We start from the raw sequence: 1,733 nt of genomic DNA on the forward strand, positions 1-1,733 counted from the left end.
TTCCAAATTTCATCTAATTCTGGGGTTAGTTTGAGAATGGATGCCGTATCTTCAATCATCATTTCTCCATAGACTCCTGCAGTAACAAGATTTCCATCAGAAGTTGCCATTAATGAATTATAGCATTGGTAGTAATATTTTTCCAAATTGAGGCAGTTAAGACTATCTCCTGTGTTTGATATATTAATAATGAAAGTCTTGGAATCGTCGAAATATCCAACACTATTTCGATAGTTGCCAACGATATATAAGTTGTTGTTTAATATTTTACCCTGAAAAGGAATGAAAGTTTGACTTTGCAGCTGGGTTGGGTAGAATTTGTTTGTCCATACGACATCAAAAGAATTGTCAAGTTTAATTACTCTGACTTTTCCATCATTGGTTCCAAAAATATAATAACCCTGATCTCCATCTTTAACTATCCCATTAGCGTATCCGGGCATTATAATATGAGAGTCCATTACTTCGCCTTCTACTGATGATTTTGTGATAGTTATATAGGAAGTATCATTAATAGTACTGTCACGAAGGATGAGCAGATTGTTATCATAATCCTGACAAATACGTTGGCCTAAATTCGGGGCATTATCGGAACTGATGTAATTTGTTGAGATTTCATTCCCCTCGGAATCAATGGTTTTAAAGAATTGAGAGTTCTCTGCCTTAAACAGTTTTGAATAGCCTGCAACAACGTATTTACCATTATCCAGAGCAAATATGTCAGTTCCCACCTGATAAGCTTCCTCAGGATACTCCTGAAAAAATGTATTCTGTGCAATTGTTCCGGTTGTGAGAATGATGGCGATAAAAAGGAGAAAGTGTTTCATGTGTCGTTTATTTAGGTTAGTATCTTCAGTTAAATTGTCCGTAGTCGTTAATTAATTTCTTTACCAGGGCAGCATTTGTTTTAATACTCTTTTTTGATGATTGGGTTAAATCTTCAATGATAGAGGTGATTCTATCATCCCGATAGTTTTTTGAACGGGGATTGCAGATAATCAGATGAGCAACGTAACTCATAAAAAGTTGTTGCTCTGATGATTTCGCTTCTGAGAGAGAGAATGTTTCTACGAATTTTATCATCCGCTCAACTTTATTTTTCGGACTTTCATTGGAAAATGAATCAGGCCTGTCAATAATCATTATATAATCGGTGATCATTGAGGGGAGGTAGTTACCATATCCCGGTGTATTGCTTTTGTAGCAAATAATTTTATCACTTTCAAACATTATTGTGTCCAGTGATGCCTGGGCAAATGTTGTAAATGATATTATTGTAAGTACTATCGTTACAGCTGTATGAAATATATATTTTTTCATAATGATTATTGAATTATAAACTTGGTGGATCCTGTTTGTCTTTCCTCAATGAATAGCCTTGCAATATATGTTCCGGCAATTAATTTTGAAGTATTACAAAGAACTTCAGTGCTTCTTTGGGGGAAAGATATTTCAGATACAAACTTGCCATTTAGATCGTATATTCTGATTATTCTGTTTCTAGAAATGGTTTTTGTCTCAAATGTAATGAATTCTGATGCCGGGTTAGGGTAAGCCTGAATTCCCTCCAGATCTTGCAAAGTGATTACCTTGTCATTTTCAATGCCCACGTAGAATGCAGTAAAACAATCACAAACTCTGTCCCCAGATTCAATAGTGTATGGACATAATGAATCGTAATTAAGTTGAATGTTTGAGACTGAATCAATAGAGAGATCCTGATTAATTTTCAT

At 34.7% G+C, this 1,733-nt stretch carries 3 protein-coding genes; all 3 read right to left on the reverse strand.

Features of this window, described 5'->3' with window-relative positions; genetic code table 11:
- Nucleotides 1–827 (reverse strand): hypothetical protein (locus EOL86_14535; protein NCD26789.1); only part of this gene is annotated, 827 nt, incomplete at its 3' end.
- A 25-nt stretch (nt 828–852) separates the two neighbouring features.
- Entirely contained in the window at nt 853–1,230 is a 378-nt protein-coding gene (locus EOL86_14540) for a hypothetical protein (protein NCD26790.1), read from the reverse strand.
- A 95-nt stretch (nt 1,231–1,325) separates the two neighbouring features.
- A complete protein-coding gene (locus EOL86_14545; GenBank protein NCD26791.1) occupies nt 1,326–1,733 on the reverse strand; it encodes a T9SS type A sorting domain-containing protein in 408 nt (135 codons plus the stop codon).

The organism is Deltaproteobacteria bacterium (genome assembly GCA_009930495.1).
GTDB lineage: Bacteria > Desulfobacterota > Desulfovibrionia > Desulfovibrionales > Desulfomicrobiaceae > Desulfomicrobium.